9 protein-coding genes are annotated in these 17,791 nt (G+C 46.4%); 5 read left to right on the top strand and 4 right to left on the bottom strand.

The features are described from left to right. Positions 1 to 36: 36 nt before the first annotated feature. From QZW82_RS20495 to QZW82_RS20485, 3 genes are all read right to left on the bottom strand, one after another. Entirely contained in the window at positions 37 to 3,207 is a 3,171-nt protein-coding gene (locus tag QZW82_RS20495; RefSeq protein WP_293151961.1) for an EAL domain-containing protein, read from the bottom strand. Positions 3,208 to 3,533: 326 nt separating this feature from the next. After that, positions 3,534 to 6,830, bottom strand: a complete 3,297-nt coding sequence (locus QZW82_RS20490; RefSeq protein WP_293151958.1) for a PAS domain S-box protein — start codon at positions 6,828 to 6,830, stop codon at positions 3,534 to 3,536. Positions 6,831 to 6,907: 77 nt separating this feature from the next. Beyond that, positions 6,908 to 7,306 (bottom strand): hypothetical protein, encoded by a 399-nt coding sequence (locus tag QZW82_RS20485; RefSeq protein WP_293151955.1) that lies wholly within the window; start codon positions 7,304 to 7,306, stop codon positions 6,908 to 6,910. Positions 7,307 to 7,380: 74 nt separating this feature from the next. Here QZW82_RS20485 and gatB point away from each other — a divergent pair, with 74 nt between their 5' ends. From gatB to QZW82_RS20460, 5 genes are all read left to right on the top strand, one after another. After that, positions 7,381 to 8,883, top strand: coding sequence for an Asp-tRNA(Asn)/Glu-tRNA(Gln) amidotransferase subunit GatB (gene gatB, locus QZW82_RS20480; RefSeq protein ID WP_293151952.1), 1,503 nt, complete (start codon positions 7,381 to 7,383; stop codon positions 8,881 to 8,883). 1,249 nt (positions 8,884 to 10,132) lie between these two features. Continuing rightward, complete coding sequence (locus QZW82_RS20475; RefSeq protein WP_293151949.1) at positions 10,133 to 11,299, top strand: pentapeptide repeat-containing protein; 1,167 nt, start codon at positions 10,133 to 10,135, stop codon at positions 11,297 to 11,299. A 38-nt stretch (positions 11,300 to 11,337) separates the two neighbouring features. Beyond that, positions 11,338 to 11,922, top strand: coding sequence for a Uma2 family endonuclease (locus QZW82_RS20470; RefSeq protein ID WP_293151946.1), 585 nt, complete (start codon positions 11,338 to 11,340; stop codon positions 11,920 to 11,922). Next, positions 11,915 to 12,658, top strand: a complete 744-nt coding sequence (locus tag QZW82_RS20465) for a Uma2 family endonuclease (protein WP_293151943.1) — start codon at positions 11,915 to 11,917, stop codon at positions 12,656 to 12,658. The genes QZW82_RS20470 and QZW82_RS20465 overlap by 8 nt, the downstream gene beginning before the upstream one ends. 231 nt (positions 12,659 to 12,889) lie before the next feature. Further along, a complete protein-coding gene (locus QZW82_RS20460) occupies positions 12,890 to 14,098 on the top strand; it encodes a pentapeptide repeat-containing protein (RefSeq protein WP_293151940.1) in 1,209 nt (402 codons plus the stop codon). A gap of 153 nt (positions 14,099 to 14,251) precedes the next feature. On the opposite strand, the gene dpdE is transcribed toward QZW82_RS20460, so the two are convergent. Further along, positions 14,252 to 17,587, bottom strand: a complete 3,336-nt coding sequence (gene dpdE, locus QZW82_RS20455; RefSeq protein ID WP_293151937.1) for a protein DpdE — start codon at positions 17,585 to 17,587, stop codon at positions 14,252 to 14,254. Positions 17,588 to 17,791 lie beyond the last annotated feature (204 nt).

Raw genomic sequence — 17,791 nt, 5'->3', positions numbered from 1 at the left:
GACTATACTTTTACCAGCTATAAATCTTACTAAATTCTAATTTTGTGCTTGCTGCTGGATTAAGACTGCTGCTGTTTGAGAGTCTACTGGCTTTGAGAAAAAGAATCCTTGGGCGAACTCGCATTTTAATCCTTTGAGTATCGATAGTTGGGAGGCTTCTTCGACTCCTTCTGCTACTACATCCATTCCTAAATTGTGGGATAAAGTCACGATCGATCGCACAATTTCAGTAGGGTCGATGCCTCCTTTGGCGAGGTCGAAGTCGCCTCCCATCCTGCTGACAAAGGATCGGTCTATTTTTAAGGTATTGGTGGGGAAGCGGTGCAGGTAGGAGAGTGATGAATAGCCGGTGCCGAAGTCGTCGATGCACAGGTGTATGTTTCGGGCTCTAAGCTGCACCAGCATGGCTGTGACTGATTCGGAATTTTCTATGAGTACGCTTTCGGTAATTTCTAGCTTTAAACTGTTGCCGTCGAGGTGACTTTCTTCGAGAACTCGATCGATATATTCGATTAAATCTGGCTGAGAAAACTGTTTGACTGACAGGTTGACGCTGACGCTTAAGGGCGGGTTGCTTTGAAATAGCTGCTGCCACTGGCGGATTTGCTGGCAAGCTGTGCGGAGTACCCAGCGGCCCAGCGGTACGATCACTCCTGTTTCTTCGGCTATGGGAATAAATTCGTTGGGCGAAACTAAGCCTCGTTCTGGATGCTGCCACCGCACCAGGGCCTCAAAACCGATAATTATGTTATTGGCGATCGACATAATCGGCTGGTAGTGAATGATAAACTGGGGTGTTAGGGATAAGGGAGGTAAGCCCGATCGGGCTGATTGCACAGAGTCTTCTTCTCTAGCGGGGTCTCTAATTGATTCGATCGCCCGTCGCAGGTCATTTTCTAGCTGCAACAGCTTCAAAGCGTGGGCGTGCATGGAACTATTGAAAACTTCGTGTCGGGCTCTGCCGAGTTCTTTGGCGCGGTACATGGCCGTGTCAGCATCGCGCAGCAGGCTTGTCGGTTCCTCGTATTCGCCGGAGCTCAATGCAATGCCGATGCTGGCGGTGATAAAGACTTCGTGTCCGTCTAGCATGATGGGGGAGGTGATTGTCTTTTGCAATCGATTGACTATGTTGGTAGCTTCATTTACGCCGTCGATGTCTTCTAGCAACAGCACAAATTCGTCTCCTCCGAGGCGGGCCACTGTATCTCCGACTCTGAGACAAGCTGTGAGACGCTGCGCGATCGCCACTAGCAGTTGATCGCCGATCGCATGGCCGAGGGAGTCGTTGACTACTTTAAATCGATCTAAATCGAGAAATAGCACTGCAAACATATAGTCTTTGCGCCGTTTTGCCAGCATCAAAGAGTGTTCCAGCCGATCGGTAAATAGCGATCGGTTGGGCAATCCGGTAAGGGCATCGTGAAAAGCGTCGTGCAGCAATTGCGCTTCGGCGAGTTTGCGCTGAGTGATGTCGTGGCAGTTGATCACGATGCCCTTGACTGCCGGATCGTGGAGTAAATTGGTGGCTACAGCTTCTACATAACACCAGGAACCGTTGCGGTGGAGCACTCTATACTCCAGGGGACACTGGCTTGTTTTGGGGTTTTCAATGGCTTTGTGGAGGGTTTGGGCGATCGCCGCGCAGTCGTCGGGATGAACAGTCCCTAGGGCGCTGCGCCCGATCGCCTGGTGGGGCGCGTAGCCTAAAATTCGCTTGACGGAAGGGCTGATGTAGCGAAATATGCCCTCGGCGTCGAGAATGATCGTGATGTCTGTGGCGTTTTCAATCAGCGATCGAAATCGCTGTTCGCTTTGTCTGAGGGCTGATTCTGCCTGTTTCCGATCGCTGATATCGAGGACTACTCCGTCTATAATGATGTCCCCGTTTTTGTTTTTGGAAAATCTGGCGCTGTCTTGCACCCACTTGACTTGGCCTGAATTCAACAGGATCCGGTACTGGCGATCGCAGGGCAACAGACTGGCACTCGATGCTGCTACGCTGCTGTCAAAGGAACTTTTGTCATCGGGATGGATGATTTTGGTCAACAGTTCAGGGTACGCCATTGCTTCTTCTGGCCCGATCCCAGTAAGTTCGCGCACCCCCGGACTAATGTAGGGCATGGAGGTTGTGCCGTCTGGATGCAGCACGGCGCGGTAGACTGAACCGGGAATGTTGGCTGCCATTGTGGCTAGCTGTTGCTGGATGCCGCGGACTTCGGCTTCAGCGCGTTTGCGCTCTGCGAGTTCGGTTTGGGCTTGTTGGTAGAGTTCGGCTTGGTGGATCGCGATCGCACATTGATCTGCGATCGCTTTTAGTAGCGACAGTTCTTCGGCGCTCCAATAGCGATCGCGATCGCACTGATAGATACTAATTCCTCCCAAAAATGACTGATGGTAAAGCAGCGGTGCGATCGTGACGGTGCGAAACCCTACAAACTCTGCTGATGCTTGCAGGGACGGGCACAGGCCCGATAACTCTTCGATGACGACGGCTTCTCCTGACGCGAGGGAGGTTTGGTAGTGTTGGGCAAATACGCAATTTATTCCGATGAGTCCTTGTTTCTCTGCCGCTTTGCTGATATAGCGAACTATAATTCTGCCTTCAGCATCTGGCTGCAAGATCGCGCAGCCGCTGATTTCGAGAGATTCGTGCAGTTGATCTGCGGTAGTTTGCAGCACTTCGTCGAGTACCAGGGTTTCGCGCATGGCTTGGATGATGCGGTTGACGATCGCCTCACGAGTCGCTTGCCGCTGAATTTGGGCGATCGCGAATTGTTGCTGGCGGCGCATTTTGTATTCTTGGAGCGATCTTTCTAATACTGTTGGCAGCCTAAACAGCCGCCCTTTTAATACAAAATCGTTCATGCCGGCTTTGATGCACTCAACTGCCGCTTCTTCTCCCAAACTTCCCGTTACTAAAATAAATGGTATTTCTTGCCCTAATTCCTGCATTAATTTCAACACTTCTAAACCGTTAAACCCAGGGAGGCGGTAATCTGACAGCACAGCGTCGTACTTGCAATTGTGGAGCAGTTGTCTGCACTCTGTTGCTGTTTCGGCAGTATCGTAGTTAAAATTTACTCCCCCCGCTTCTAACGCGAGCACTATTAATTCCAGATCTTCTGCCATGTCTTCGACTATCAACAATTTTAACGTTGATTCTGATACTATTTTTAGTAAATAGTTTGTTTGAGTTCTATCTAACATACGGTATTGTGGAGTATTAAATTTGTTGTTCGTGTTTTGATAAATGTCACTTTTAGATTTAGTTTCCTTGATTTTAACTCGGGATTTTTAGCATAAATAGCTATATTCTTGAAACATTATTTAGAACTTGCAAGCGAGGGGTAGTCGCACGGACTGTGAGTTATTAAACTGTATAATAGTTTTAAATTCTGAATTCAAAACTACTATGGCGGTTTTCTTTTGAAGGGAGCTACGCGCTTAGGAGTTCGGAGGAAGAAAAGGAAGCACCAATGCCCTGTGCAGGCCAATGCCCAGGATCACCTAATTTACCTGACAAAGAGGATAATTTAAGAATCTAGATTACTGTTTGAGATTGTTTGCCCTAGTTTAAAGTAAAAGGTGGCTCCTTGACTAGGTGGGCTCATGCCCCAAATCGTCCCGCCGTGGCGGTGAATAATCCGCTGGACGATCGCCAAACCGATCCCCGTACCTTCAAATTCTCTCTGGGAATGCAGCCTCACAAAGGCTCCAAAAAGTCGATCGGCATATTCCATCGGAAAACCCACGCCGTTATCCTTGACAAAAATCGTTCCATCAGGTAAGGAATCAATAACTATTGTAGCCGGAGTGCGTCCGCGGCTGAACTTAACGGCGTTGCTAATCAAGTTGCTGAACACCTGTTGCAGCAAGGTGGGATCTCCCATCACCGTCGGCAAATCTCCGACGGCAAATTCAACGCTGTCGGGAGTTGGGCCCAGATCTCCGGCTGTTCGGGGTTTAGTCAATTTAATCGCAGTTTGCACCAGGCGGGTGAGATCGATCGGAATTTGCACTAACTCGGTGCGGCCCACCCGCGAAAGAGCGAGTAAACCGTCAATCAACAAACTCATTTTTTGGCTGCTGTCATCAATCACTTCCATGTAGTGAACGATTTTAGGATCGTTCAAGATTTCAGTTGATTCTAAGCGTTGTTTCAAAGCATTAACAAAACCTGAAATATGGCGTAAAGGAGCGCGGAGATCGTGGGAAACAGAATAGCAAAAAGATTCTAATTCTTGATTGGCAGCCTCTAATTGCTCAGTGCGTTGCGACAAAGCTTGTTTTGTCTCAACCAACTCAGTAATATCGCGAGAAGTGCCAATTAAAGCATAAACCTCGCCATCGAGATTCCTGAGAGGAATTTTAAAAGTGTCGAAGTAAACAGTATCGCCGGACAATACAAATTTTTCTTGCAAGTGTAGAGTTTCACCTGATTCAAATACCAGCAAGTTTTCACGCACAAATTTTGTGGCAACTTCAGGGGAAAAACACTCAGACACGGTTTTTCCTTGCATTTCTTTTCGGCTGTTGAACCCTGCCATTTTTGCCAAAGATTTATTGACAAAAACCTGACGCATCTCTTCGCTTTCTACAACAAAAATGCGATCGGGTAAAGCATCAAAAAAAGTCTCAAGTTCGGCGGTACGCTGGGCGACTTGAGCTTCTAAAGTTTCGTAGAGCTGTTTGAGTTCTGCTTCGGCTCGTTTGCGATCGCTGATATCTTGACCGATGCCGATGTGTCGGCCGTCGGAGAGACGAATATTTGCCCAAGTAGTGTCAATTATTCGCCCGTCTCTAACTGTTGTTTTGAAGTCTTTCCAGTTCTCAGTTGCTGCTTGGATTTCATCCAAAACGTATTGGCGGTATTCTGCCTGCGGGTAGCATTCGGCAAAGATATCGTAGTTTTTGAGTTCTGCAAAACTCCAGCCCAGCACTTTTTCCCAGTAGCGGTTTACCCACTCTATTTCACCGCTATGTCCCAAGAATGATAGCATGACTGGCACGTTGTCGAAGATTGTTTGCAGCACTTCGTTTTGCTCTTTTAAGGATTCTTCGGCTTGTTTGCGTTGCGTAGCTGCCACCACGGCATCGCTGATGTCGAGTATCGAACCGATAATTTGCTGAATTTGTCCCCCTGGGGTTCTTTTGAAAATTGTCGATCGATCGTGCACCCAGCGCCATTCCCCATTTTTGTGTTTGATTCTGTAGTCAGTGTCACTTGTAGCGTGAGGGTTGGTGCTGTTTGTCAGCAACTGCATACTTGCACTTAACTTGTGCAGATCCTCGGGGTGAACTAAGGTAGAAATAGCTTCTGTACCCAACTCTTGCATTTCTTGGGGAGTGTAGCCCAGGATGGCTGTGACGGCTGCATTGGCATAGATATTTTCCTGCGCTTCTGTGTCGTAAATGTACAGAAAGTTCGGGAGGGTTGTAACAATGCTTTCTAAAAGTTGTTGCTGTTTTTGCAGATCTAATTCAGCTTGTTTGCGCTGTGTCAAATCCAGCACAAAACTCACCCCAACTTCCTGGCTTCCTTCTAAAAATGCAGCGCCTAGCAGCACCGGAACGCGGCTGCCGTCCGAGCAGATGTATTCTTTTTCATAGGGAATAGCTGTGGTGGTAACTGTCATTTCTGCAAGTTTTTGTTCGTCTAGGCTGCGGTACTTTGGCGGTGTCATTTTTAGCCAGCTAATTTTTTTTTCAAGCAAATCGTGTCTTGTGTATTTTACTAGGTTTAAAAAAGCCTGATTTGCGTCGGTAATCTGACCGTTAATTTCCCAAAAAAATATGCCGATAATATTAGAGTCAACTACGCGCCTAAACCTAGCTTCGCTTTGACGCAACTGAGCTTCGACTTGTTTGATTTCTGTGATGTCCCGGGTGATGCTTAAAACTGTTTCTACTGAATTGTCCTCAGCAAATTCGGGAATTACTAGACTTTGATAGTATTTTGTCCCATCGGGAGTGGGAAAGTCAAATTCGATGGTTTCTTGTTTGCCGGTGCGACAAACTTTGACACACGCTTCGTCCCACAGGTTGCAAATGTGGGGGGACATTCCTAATTCTATGTTGCTTTTGCCAATAAATTCTGCGGGGGGTTTTCCGGTTGCTGATTCTACTGCGTGGTTGATGTAAATGTGGCGGAATTTTCGATCGAACCGCGCTATGATATCGGTAGCATTTTCCGCTAGGGCGCTGAAGGCCTGTTGGCGCTGGCGAAGTTGTTCTTGAGTGCGGTGCTGTTCGGTGATGTCTCTGGCAAAAGACAGAATTGAAACTAATTTTCCTTCTGCATCGAGCAGTGCAGAATTGTACCACTCGCAGTAAATTACCGAGCCATCTTTGGTAGAGTTGCGTTTGCGGCAAACGTTGCGGGGTTCTCTGCTGTAAAACATTTGATTTGCCGCAGCGCTGACTTGCTCGAAGTCTTCTGGATAAATTATTGAGCATTCGTGCCAGTATTGGCCGATTATTTCTGGTGCACTCCAGCCAAATATTTGTTCGGCCATTGGCGACCACCGCACTACCCGCAGTTCGCTATCCCACTCTATAACTGCCATTGGCGAGTTTTCTAGGTGAAATTCCCGCTGCGAGTTGGCTTGTTTTATTTTGGTTTGAAGTTGCTGGCGGAGTTCCTTGGCTGCGACAAAGCGCTCGCTGATTTCCTGTGCGTTTGCTACACCGGCTTTGGCTATCTGAGCAATGGTTTCTGCTGTTTGTTTTTCGAGTTCGTTCCAAGCGAGTTCGAGGGCTGATTCCGCCTGCTCTAGCTCAGTGATTCTGTTCTGAAATAGTGAGGCACTTTCCACTGGAATTTCAGCCATATTTTTGACAGTTAAGCAAGTGTTACGTTGAGACTTTTAAATTAAAATTTAAAAATTTAAAATGTGTAGTTTATTGTTTAAATTATACACTTTTCATTTTTAATTTGTGCGTGGCGCCGATTTTGAGTGGCGGCGGTGCTATTAAAGACGGCAGGTATAGGTTTAGCGTGCAGATCGGCACTTGCGATCGATCGCGCCAAAACTCTCTTCACCCAAGTACGGGCGCACTCTGCTCTGTATATTTTTGCACAGGATTGTGGTTTTAGGCGATCGAAATAATACTGAGGCAGAGCTGTGCGCGAGCCGATCGCGCATCCGTAGTAGAGCATTGGGTGTGCCGATCGCCAGCAAGACGAGTCCGGCGGGCGAAAACTAACCCCGGGAAGTGCATTATTAGCCACCAGTGGCCCAAATGGTCGATCGATCTTGTTTGCGAACTCTGCCGGTGTGAAGTACAAACCGTACCCACCCGACAAATAATCTCAAGTCGGTTTCGTCAATAAACAGCTAAAATATAATCTTAAACTTATTCAGTCTTTATAGATAGCTTATGACTGCTGCTGCACCCTCTTCGATAAAAAACCAAACTCAGTACGAAGCTGTTATCGGTCTCGAAACTCACTGTCAATTGAGTACGAATACTAAAATTTTCTCCAGTTCTTCTACCGAATTTGGCAATGCTCCAAATACTAACATTGACCCCATTTGTATGGGAATGCCTGGAGTGTTGCCAGTATTAAATCAAAAAGTGCTGGAGTATGCAGTAAAAGCAGGGCTAGCTCTTAACTGCGAAATCGCACCTTACAGTAAGTTTGACCGCAAGCAATATTTCTATCCCGATTTGCCCAAAAATTATCAAATTTCTCAGTTCGATTTGCCGATCGCTACTAACGGTTGGCTAGAAATTGAACTGGTGGACGAAACGGGCAATTCTACTAGAAAAAAAATCGGCATCACTCGCTTGCACATGGAGGAAGATGCAGGCAAATTGGTTCACGGCGGTAGCGATCGCCTCAGCGGTTCTACTTATTCAATGGTAGATTACAACCGCGCCGGCGTGCCTTTAATCGAAATTGTTTCGGAACCGGATTTGCGAACGGGCGCGGAAGCTGCCGAGTACGGTCAAGAATTGCGCCGGATCGTGCGTTATATCGGTGTCGGCGACGGGAATATGCAGGAAGGTTCCCTGCGGTGCGACGTGAATATTTCGGTGCGCCCCGTTGGCAGAAAAGAGTTCGGCACGAAGGTGGAAATTAAAAATATGAACTCTTTTAATGCGATTGAACGGGCGATCGATTACGAAATCGATCGGCAAATTCAAGCGATCGAAAATGGCGAAACCATCATCCAAGAAACGCGGCTTTGGGATGAAAACAAGCAGTGTACTTTCAGTATGCGGATTAAGGAAGGTGCGAGCGATTACCGCTATTTCCCGGAACCGGATTTGCCTCCGATCGAGGTTTCGGCAGATCAATTGCACGATTGGAAAGCTCAACTGCCGGAATTGCCAGCAGAAAAACGATACCGCTACGAAACTCAACTAGGTCTTTCTCCCTACGACGCGCGGGTTTTGACTGACGACAAAGCGGTGGCTGAGTATTTTGAAAAGTCGATCGCCGCCGGTGCTGTGGCTAAACAAGCTGCCAATTGGGTGATGGGCGATATCACTGCTTATCTGAAAAATGAGAAACTGGCGATCGCAGAAATTCCTTTCCAACCGCAGGATTTGGCCGAATTGCTGGGGCTAATTGATGCTGGCACGATCAGCGGCAAAATCGCTAAGGATATTTTGCCGGAGTTACTAGCAAACGGCGGTTCGCCTCAGAAGTTGGTTGAAAGCAAGGGTTTGATTCAAATTTCTGATACAGGGGCGATCGATCGCGCGATCGATGCCGTGTTGGCCGCCAATCCCAAGGAGCTCGAACAGTACCGGGCTGGCAAAACTAAGCTGCTGGGCTTTTTCGTCGGCAAGGTGATGAAAGAGACAGGCGGCCGGGCCGATCCCAAATTGACCAATGAGTTGCTGGCAGCCAAGCTTAACAGCCCAGCCTAAACAGCAGTTAAGGGTGTCGTGTAGCGGATAGAGTGGCGGGCGATCGGTTTTTCCTGATCCCGTCCTTCCCGCTTCATGGTAACTTTACAATTAAGTATACATTTCTTGACAATATCTTCACATTTGGGGGTATCACCCCTCAGTCCTGTCGTGTTATATTGTGTTATGTAGATGCACCCTGATGGCAAAGAGAGTTACTTTCGTAGCTCTCTCTTTTTTTGTCTTTTTTTTGTGGGACACGGACGTGAAAATACGGATGAGCGGTTTCTGGAAGGTTTCAATCATGATGTGTAGCCGATAGAGTGGCGGGCAATCGGTTTTTCCTGATCCCGTTCTTCCCGCTTCATGGTAACTTTACAATTAAGTATACATTTCTTGACAATATCTTCACATTTGGGGTATCACCCCTCAGTCCTGTCGTGTTATATTGTGTTATGTAGATGCACCCTGATGGCAAAGAGAGTTACTTTCGTAGCTCTCTCTTTTTTTGTCTTTTTTTTGTGGGACACGGACGTGAAAATACGGATGAGCGGTTTCTGGAAGGTTTAAATCGTGGTATCGTGTAGCGGATAGAGTAGCGGGCGATCGGTTTTTTCTGAGTCAGCCGCGCGATCGCCCGAAGCGCTTCATGGTAACTTTACAATTAATTCTATATTTCTTGACAATATCTTAATATTTGGGGGTATTACCCCTCATGCCTAATGTGTTATAGTCTGTTATGTAGATGCACCCTGATGGCAAGGAGAGTTACTTCCGTAGCTCTCTCTTTTTTTTGTCTTTTTTTTTGTGGGACACGGACGTGAAAATACTGATGAGCGGTTTCTGCTTGGAAGAATCCCGAATTGTGGAACCGGGAGGACGCTTGTCACGAAGGAAGATACCTGAAGCAACTGCCAATCTTCAGCCCGCAAGGTTTAAATCGTTGCGCCAGCTATACTTTTTCATCAAAGCCTGACAAACTGGGCTTCGCCCCTCATTCTCAAGATGTTATATCATGTTAACAAGATGCACCCTGATGGTCGGGAGAGTTACTGAGGTGACTCTCCTTTTTTTTGTCTGAATGGGGAGAATGGGAGAGGGGGAGAGGGGGAGAATGGGAGAGGGGGAGAATGGCGAGAGTTGGTCATACTGATTACTGATTGCCGATTGCCGATTAGCAATTACCCATTAGCAATTAGCAATTACCCATTAGCAATTACCGCTGGAAGTCGATTACTATCAATTTGAGTTATTAAGTAATTTGCATAGTATGAGCGAACAAGCTAGCGAGCTAATCAAGCAAGGGATTTTGCAATATCAGGCGCACCAATTTGAGGAGGCGCTGGATTCTTGGCAGGAAGCCCTGACGCTGTATCGCTCAATGGACGATAAGCGCCGATCGGGTGCGGCATTGGGTAATATGGGCGTGGCTTACGAGGCGCTGTTGAATTACGATCGCGCGATCGACTGTTATCAGCAGCATTTGGTGTTAGCGCGGGAAATTGGCGATCGCCGGGGCGAGGCAAATGCTTTGGGAAATCTGGGCAATGCTTGCTGTGCCCTTGAGGATTTTGCGGGTGCTATGGATTACCAGCAGCAGCGTTTGGCGATCGCGCGAGAGACTGACGATTTTCGCGGAGAGTTGGAAGCTTTGGGCAATTTGGCCCTGGCTTGCGATGCTAATGGAAATTTGCCCGGTGCGATCGACTGTTATCAGCAGCAATTGTCGATCGCGCGCGCCCAGAAGGACGATCGCGTTGAGCGCAGTGCTCTCAAGAGTTTGAAGCTGGCTTACAAATATTTAGCCGATTACGAGAAAGCCGACGAGTACCGACAGCAGCAATTGGCGATCGTGCGGGAACTATTTTTAACCGATAAACATCAGGATTTTGTCCAACTTGCAGAAACAGTTGGTTTGAATCCCATCGAAGATTTTGCCGGAGCTGATTTAAGGAATTTTGACTTGAACTACGCTGATTTAAACGGTGCAGATTTGCGCGAAACCAACCTCCAAGGTGCAGATTTGACCTTGGCGGATCTCAGCGGTGCTTTGCTGAGTTCTGCTATTTTAATTGATGCTACTTTGTGCAATGCTAATTTGCGGGATGCTGAACTCAGCAGCGCCAATTTGAGCGGTGCAGATTTGCGAACCAAGTTGCCGAGGGCAAATTTAACCGGTGCAAATTTAACTGGGGCTAATTTGAGCAGTGCTTATTTACCGAATGCAATTTTAGTTAATGCGAATTTGACAAACACTGATTTCAAAAATGCTGATTTGAGCGGTGTTGATTTGAGCGGAGCCAATTTAAACGGTGCAGATTTGAGTCGCGCTGATTTAAAAAATGTGGTGGTGGAGAATGCCAGGTTTGTTGGTTGTTTGGGGATTTCAGAAGCGGTCAAAGTTGAGTTGACGGCGCGGGGCGGGATTTTCGAGTAAAATGGGAATGTTGGTAATTGTAGAGGGGAATAAAAGATATGACTGCCGTAACAGCAAAACGATTCTCGATCGCCGAATATCACCGTTTGGCAGAACTTGGTTTTTTTGAGTCCGATAACCGATTTGAATTGATTCGCGGAGAAATTATCAAAATGGCTGCTAAAGGTAGGCTTCACTCTATTTGCAATACTCTTTTAGTTGAGGAGTTAATCATTTTACTGGCAAGACGTGCTCGCCTGCGCGTACAGGAACCAATTATTTTGTGTGATGAGAGCGAACCAGAACCCGATCTAGTTATTGCCCGCCGTTCTGACAATTCTTTATCTCCTCACCCTCAATCTGCTGATATTTTGTTGGTAATTGAGGTTTCTAATTCTACTTTGAAATACGACAGGGAAACCAAATTATCTCTCTATGCTGAATCGGGAATTTGTGATTATTGGATATTTAATTTGGTAGATATTCAACTGGAAATGCACAGCGAACCTTATCAAAAACAAAGAGGTGGTTTCGATTATCGAGTCAAACGAGTGGTTTTGCCGAATGAGTTTGTGGTAATTCCAGGTTTCCCAGATTTGTCTCTCGATTTATCTGCGGTATTTCCCGCACAGATCGATGAGTGAAGGTGAGGAGTATGTAGGCATAAGCCGGGGCGCAGCCATCGCCCCGATTGATGGTATAATCCAAAAGTGCGATCTAACTACTCAGCAAAATACCGCTATGACCGCTGAAAATCTCACCTCGCCAGCCCAAAATATCCAGTTATCTGGCATCAGTTGGCAAACCTACGAAACCTTGCTTGCCGAATACATTGACCGGCCGCTTCGGCTGAAATACAATGGTGGCAATCTAGAGATTTTGGAACCTTCACCAGAACACCAATTTTACAAAACAATAATCGCCAGATTTGTGGAAACCCTAGCTGAAGAATTCGGACTGAACATTGCAGCCGTCGGTTCCACAACTTTTAAGCGTCCAGAGCTCAGCAGTGCAGAACCCAATGAATGTTTTTACATCCAGAATTTCTCTGCAATTAAAGGAATAAAAAGAATTGACACGAATCAAAGTCCGCCCCCGGATTTAGTAGTGGAACTCGATCTCACGAGTTGTTCGGAAAATAGCTTGCAAGTTTATGCTGATGTCGGCGTGCCGGAAGTTTGGATTTATAACGGCGAACGCTTGATTATCAATATATTAGAAAACAGAGCATACGTTTTGTGCGATCGCAGTTTAGCATTTCCCACTGTACATATTTTAGAAATTGTCGGGTTTTTGCAACAGGCGGAAACAATGGATTATTTAGAATTAGTTCAAGCATTTCGGAATTGGGTGAAAAACGAAATACTACCAACCAATTAAGCTAAAGCGATCGCGGGTCAGAAAAATTAGGTACGTTGTTGGGCTTCAGCCCTCTTATCTTTGGTTATACGAGCAGTCAATTATACCTCATTTTTTTGACAAAAGCTATAAATTATCAAAATCATCAAAGATAAAATTTTGCTAAATAGTTTTGCTTAATAGTGATAAAATAAAATAAAGCACTCGTCAAAATCTCCATCACAGTCTGGCAGAGCCAGCACTTCTACCGATATGCGATCGCTAGAGTCTCACAACAAATACCCAGATTGCTTGTGGATGCAACTAGAAGCAATTCCAGTGCCATCGGTTGCAGCCCAAACCCAGCAGCTCGACATTCACTTGAGCCTCAATTTTAACGAGCATTGGGAACCGCTGCTGGGCGGCCGCGTTAAATTTGGTCTGCAAGGCGGAACGCTCAAACTAAATCTGGAAAACTGCGAAATTCCGGTAGCATCGCGTCAGTTAGTCGGTGATTTTGAGCTGTCGCCTATCGACAGCAGCACAGAGGTTTTGTCAACCGAAAGTCAGCCGGAAGTCCGAGATAACGAGAAGGCGGAAAAAATCCAGGAAACTGACTGCACGTTTTGTCATGTTTCCACAATCGGCGACGATACAAAACCCGCTTGGATTTTTTCATTAAAACGGGGCAAACCAGTATTAAAAGGTTTGCTAAAAAGTGCGAAACTGGGAGAATTTCCCGCCAAACCATTGCGGATTGCAGCGGCTTTTGAAGTTGCGAAAGAAGATATTTATCTCACAGATGCGGAGGGTTTGTGGCCGCACGATATTACGCCAAATCAACATTCGGTTTTAGAAAGAATCCTGACTGTATATTTAGCAAATAAGCTCCAACCGGCTCTCAGTTGGGCGCTATTGTCCTACAATTTGCCTGCGGTGGAACAGCCTGAGGTGGAAATTATCGCGCAGGCTGAAGATGAATTGCAGGAAATGGTCGATCGCATTATAGCTGCTGAAACCGATGATTTTGTAGAACTGGCAACAATCGCCAATCTCAATCCCGCAATGGATTTCGCGGGCGGTAGCTTGCGGGGGACGAGTTTAAGTGCAGTGGATTTTAGTAGTGCAAATCTCCCGGCGGCAAATTTCCGGGGTGCAAACTTAAACGATGCCGATTTTAGCGACGCCAACCTGCAAAATGCTAAATTTGGCGGTGCAGATTTGAGCGGTGCTTTCCTCGGAAATGCCGATTTGAGCGGTGCAGATTTGTACCGCGCCAGTCTGGCTTTAGCAAACCTCAGCGGTGCAGATTTGAGCCGCGCAAATCTACTGGAAGTTAACTTAACAAATGCTAATTTTAGCGGTGCGAATGTCAAGTCGGCCAGGTTTGGGAATAACTCGGGACTTGCGGAAGATGTCAAGCTGAATTTACAGCAGCGGGGAGCAATTTTTGAGGATGTGCAGTCTCTCCAACAACATTAATGATGGTAGAGGAAAGACTGCGTGTTCTTTTCAATTTAGATCGAATCTGGCTCTACCGGAATGATTAAACCACAGAGGCCGCAGAGGACACAGAGGGAGAGAAGAGAGGGATGAATCATTCCGATTAAGAGCGGATTTGATATTATAGCTAAATTATCCCTCATCCTCCAATTTCACAGGAGCGCGCCCAGAAATCACAATAAATCCCACCGACTCAAGAGTCAGGTGCGGGTGGCGAATTCCCGTTAAAACTGCTTGACTCAACAAACTTTCGGTACTAATTTCATCAGCCAAAACCGATTCTAAAAGCTGTTCCGATTTAGAAAGTCGATTCAAACGTAATTGCAATTGATTCACCCGATTTTCGAGTTGAATTGCAGCACTGGTAGCAGAATTATTGCACATTTCGACAAAAGCCTCACGTCCGCGCAACAATTCCTCCGATACCACCCGCCCCTTCTGACAAAAATCATCCCAATCCAGGGAATCTACAAAATTGTCAATCAGCGACGTGCGATTTTTAGACAAATTGTAATCCCGATTCGGGCCGCCTTTCCCCTTATAACCCCGCTGCAAAATTGCCAAAACTTCCGCATCTTCTACTAGAGACATTTGTTCGCTGCGAGCATCTACATACACAGTTTCAAAAATTGGTAAAAACAGAGCATCAGCGCGCCGTTGCAAAGCTTTTAAGTTGTAATTCTCGATATTTTGTGCTTGCAAAACTTGAGCAGCAGGCTGCACATCAGTCTGGATTGAATAATTAAATTGGAAACCGAACCACTCCTTTCCTTCCGCAGCATCCCAACTTTCATCGTGACGCCACATCGCAAAAGCTTGACCCCGATCGTCCCAGCGAACATAAGCGCCCAGTGCATCAATTAATCCCTCGCCAGTTCGATAAAGAACGACATCGGTATTTTGATAAGCAATGCGCCGATTGTAGCTACCGTACTGCTGACAATAGGGAACTAATCGAGTTGTCAAATCCTTGGAGGGAATTAAGGTTTTTTGAGTAGGTTGATAGCGCACCAACCCGGATATACTGGAATGTTCGATTTGTTTGAAGTGGAGGGCTTGACACAACCAACCTTCCGCCGCCCGCTGCATTTCTTTATGGCGTGCGTCGCAGTTATCGAGGGCTTCAAAATACTGAGATGCGCTGTCATCAAGAATATCAATTTCATCGAGGGCGTATTGTTCGTCGATTTTGATTTTCTCTTGTTCGATTTCAGTTTTAATCGATTCTATTTCGCTTGATAAGCCCTTCGCTCCTTCAGCAAACAACTTTTCTTCCAGTGCAATCAGTTTGGTTTCGGCATAAAACTGAAGGCTGGAAATAGATTTGTTGAAGATATCAAATCCGTTTTTTAAGACTTGAAACCAAGCTTCGTGGGGGCTATCGGGCATATCCGGGCCTGCAAACAAACAAAATTGCACTCCCATTTTGCTACCAATGCGATCGACTCTGCTGAGTCTTTGTTCTAGCTGGTTGGGAAACCACGGTAAATCGAAGTGGACTAACCAATCTATAAATTGCAGGTTGACGCCTGTTTCTGCCGATCGATCGCACACCAAGACAAAACAATGCGGTTCAGTCTTAAACCGATGGAGATTCGCCTCCACATCATCCGCTGATTTGGTCGTGTCATGGCTGGCGATCGCCTTTTTACCAAAGATTTTAGCTAAATTTTCCGCAATCTCTTGACAAGTCGTCGTAAAACTGGTGAAAATCGCAATTTTCGGGAAACGTTCGCCCGGAATCGGCCGTTTAATTTGCTGTTGAATTCTGGATAGCAAATCGCGAGGATTGCTGTGATATTCGCGCGGAACCTTCAATGCAACTGCCAAAAATCGCAAAATAGCGATTCGTAACAAACCCAGTCGATCGAACCCTTCCTCGACCTTTGACACGGTGTTGAGCAAGGTTTCTAGCAGTTCCCTTTCTTCGGGAAACGGCGCTGTTTTGGTCAAAATTGCGGTGTCGCTTTGTCCGAATTCGCGATCGAGCTCGGGACTGGATTTTTTCTGCAAGCGAGCTTTGACAACCCGTTCCAAAACATTCAACCAAGTACCGGAAGCGCGGAAAAACAGCAGAAAAATTCTCTGATATTCGCTAGATTTGGGAGCAGCAGCGCGCCATTTATCGAGTACAGTTTGAATTTCAGACCACTGTTCGTCATTGAGATCGTACTCAGCTTTAGGTACAGTATCGCGATCGAAAATCACATCTTCCACCGCATCCCGGCGGTTGCGGAGAATGCGGCGGTGCAGGCGGTAGGTGTCTCTAACGTGGGCGCGAATTGTTCGGATCAGGCGAGATTTTTCTTCGGCTTCTTTGGTTTTTAAGCATTTTTCTAATTCCTTTGCCAATCCGATCAGATAATCATCTTTAGCAAAAAGAGTGCGAAGTTGAGCAAGTTTTGTTTGCAAAACAGCAGGCTGTGTTGTCTCTCGGAAATCGAGTAAAGTTTGACCGATTTCTTGACGGTTCTGCACCTGTGCTTTGAAACTTTCTAAATCGTCAACACGGTAGGTTGTGGGGTCTAGCAAGTGCAGCATCGTGAGAAAATCTTGCTCGCGGCCGATGACTGGCGTTGCAGATAATAACAATAAGTTTTTGCTTTTGTGAGCTAGTTTCTGGCAGAGTTCAAAGGATTGTTGTTGATTGCGATCGCTCGAATTAGCCATGGCTGCGAGTTCTTGCGCTTCATCAACAATCAAAAAATCTAGGTTAGCATTGCGGCTAATTTGATTGATTTCGCTCAAAGAAACAAGCTGCACTCGATCGGCAAAATGAGACAAATAGAATTTATTTTCTAACTCTTGCCGCCACTGTTCGAGCAGGTATTTGGGAACGATTACCACAGCGCGCCCGTTAGCATCGTCTAGCAAGAATTGGCGGAGAATTGTTCCCGCTTCTACTGTTTTCCCCAGTCCTGCTTCATCTGCCAACAAATAGCGCACGATTGGGTCTTCTAGGACGCGCCGCACGACTTCAACTTGGTGCGGGTACAGGTCTATGTTAGCAGAAATTAAGCCCGTCATGCCGCGACTGACGGCGCGCTGTTCGATCGCAGATTGCACAAAAGCCAAACGGCGATCGTGAAAATACGGGGTTTCTTGGCCTTTGACTGCTAAAATGTCGATCGGATCGGCGATCGGGATATTGCAGCGAACGTAAAGCTCGGCTTCGACAGCTTGCAAACTTTGGCTGTCGGGGAGATCGATTTCGTACTCTAATTTATCTTCATCCCAGTCATAAACTCGACCAATTATCCACCTTTCGTGACTTGTGCTCCAGAGGTAGCAGCGGGTTTGACGCTGAAGTCGGGCTTCTTGTAGCAAACCGAGGGGTACAGTTTTGCGGATGCGGTTTTTTACTGAGCAAAAATATTCAACTATGGCGTCTGGGTGGGATACCTCGACAACTTTTCCGATTCCCATATCGTTTTTGGGCGATCGAACTAATGAACCAACATCAATCATAATTTTAGCCTGACAATATCTGTTAGAATACACTAACGCCTGAGGGAATAGAATAACATTAGTTTGTAGTAAGGACTAAAGTCAAATGGCACTGAAAAAGTGGCCAAAAAAAATCTGTAAGGCAAGATATACATAGATAATTGCCTTACAAACCAAAATATCTGTTTCCATTATGCCAAATCGTGCGTCCATTCTCACACAACA

It is taken from the genome of Microcoleus sp. bin48.metabat.b7b8b9.023 (assembly GCF_013299185.1).
Taxonomy (GTDB): domain Bacteria; phylum Cyanobacteriota; class Cyanobacteriia; order Cyanobacteriales; family Microcoleaceae; genus Microcoleus.
The sequence above is the reverse complement of the archived record's forward strand: the minus strand, read 5'-3'. Positions and strand labels throughout refer to the sequence as shown.